Source organism: Pseudomonadota bacterium (assembly GCA_022361155.1).
Taxonomy (GTDB): domain Bacteria; phylum Myxococcota_A; class Polyangia; order Polyangiales; family JAKSBK01; genus JAKSBK01.
This window is the reverse complement of sequence record JAKSBK010000289.1, coordinates 1-1,677: the sequence shown is the minus strand read 5'-3', so window position 1 is coordinate 1,677 and position 1,677 is coordinate 1. Positions and strand designations below refer to the sequence as shown.

The following is a 1,677-nucleotide window of genomic DNA, read 5'->3' as shown; positions in this document are numbered from 1 at the left end:
TCGGGCGGGGGGCCTCCCGACAGCCCCGGAGTTGTATATACAACTGCGGGGCTGTCCTCCTCGGTGCACAGCGTGGAACATGGGCGTCGGGCGGCCCTCGGACGGGCGTCCGCCGACGGGTCGGGTGGAGGTGCGGACTCCCGTCCACCTTGGAGTTGTATATACAACTTCGGAGCATGCGTTGCTCCTAGTGGAACGGCGTGAAACGAGGGCGTTGAGGGTTGTTGGGGATGACGGGGGCTGCCGGGAGCCGCCGGGGCGGTCGGGAGCGGGCCGGGGCCGGGTCGTGGCGGGGCCCGATCCCTGTCCGATGCCCGGGCCGGCTCAAGCCGTCTCCGGGTCGTCGTCCGTCTCCGGCGTCTCCGGCGGCAGGTCCGGCCGGTCCTGGCGGGCGTCGATGACGCCGCGGCGGATGGCGCGGGTGCGGGTGAAGTGGTCCTCCAGGGCCTGGCCGTCGCCGCGCCGGATGGCCCGCTTCAACGCCGTCAGGTCCTCGTCGAAGCGGCCCAGGATGTCCAGCACCGCCTCCCGGTTGGCCAGGAACACGTCGCGCCACATCACCGGGTCCGAGGCGGCGATGCGGGTGAAGTCCCGGAAGCCGGAGGCCGAGAAGCGGATGACCTCGCCCTTCAGGTCGTCCTCCAGGTCCGTGGCCGTGCCGACGATGGTGTAGGCGATCAGGTGCGGCAGGTGCGAGGTGATGGCCAGCACCTGGTCGTGGTGCCGGGCCTCCATGAATTCCACCTCGCTGCCGACCCGGCGCCACAGCTCGGCCACCTTGTCGACGGCGTCCGGGTCGCTCTCCGGCGTCGGCGTGACGATGGTCCAGCGGCCGGCGAACAGCTCCGGGAAGCCGGCGGCGGGGCCCGAATGCTCGGTGCCGGCGACGGGATGGCCGGCCACCGGGCGGACGTGGCCGGGCAGCAGCGGCACCACGTCCTTCAGGAAGCATGACTTCACGGACCCCACGTCGGTGACGATGGCGCCCGGGGCCAGGGCCGGTGCCATGGCCTCGGCCACCTGCCGGTAGGCGCCGAGGGGGGTGCAGATGACGACGATGTCGGCGCCGCGCACGGCCTCGGCCGGGTCCAGCCAGTAGGCGTCGCCGAGTTTCAGCTCCCGGGCCATCTCCAGGGTCTCCCGGCGCCGGGTGGCGATGGCGACCTCGCCCGCCAGGCCCTCGCGGCGGACGGCCCGGGCCAGGGACGAGCCGATCAGGCCGATACCCACCAGCGCCATGCGCCGGAACAGGGGGGCGGCGGCGCTCACGCCGTCGCCTCCTCGTTGCGGCCCATGAAGGCGGCGAGAGCGTCGACCACGGCCCGCATCTCGTGCTCCAGCCCGATGGAGATGCGGAGACAGTCCGGCAGGCCGTAGCCGGCCATGCGGCGGACGATGATGCCGCGGCCCTTGAGGAAGGCGTCCGCCGCCACGGCGTCGCGGCCATGGGTTCCGGCGAAGCAGACCAGCAGGAAGTTGCCGGCGCTCTGCGGCACGGCGAGGCCCAGGGCCAGCAGCCGGTCCCGGGTCCACGCGCGCCAGCGGGTGTTGTGGTCCCGCGAGCGGACCACGAAACCGGCGTCGCCCACCGCCGCCACGCCGGCGGCCAGGGCCGGTGCCGAGACGTTGAAGGGCCCGCGCACCCGGTGCAGCACGTCGACCACCGCCGGCGGGCCG

2 protein-coding genes are annotated in these 1,677 nt (G+C 73.6%); both read right to left on the bottom strand.

What is annotated here, in order from left to right; translation table 11 throughout:
- Positions 1-324: 324 nt before the first annotated feature.
- Positions 325-1,239: a prephenate/arogenate dehydrogenase family protein gene (locus MJD61_10965; GenBank protein MCG8555789.1), complete on the bottom strand. Its 915-nt coding sequence runs from the start codon at positions 1,237-1,239 to the stop codon at positions 325-327.
- 26 nt (positions 1,240-1,265) lie between these two features.
- A partial coding sequence (locus MJD61_10960) for an aminotransferase class I/II-fold pyridoxal phosphate-dependent enzyme (protein ID MCG8555788.1) occupies positions 1,266-1,677 on the bottom strand: 412 nt, incomplete at its 5' end.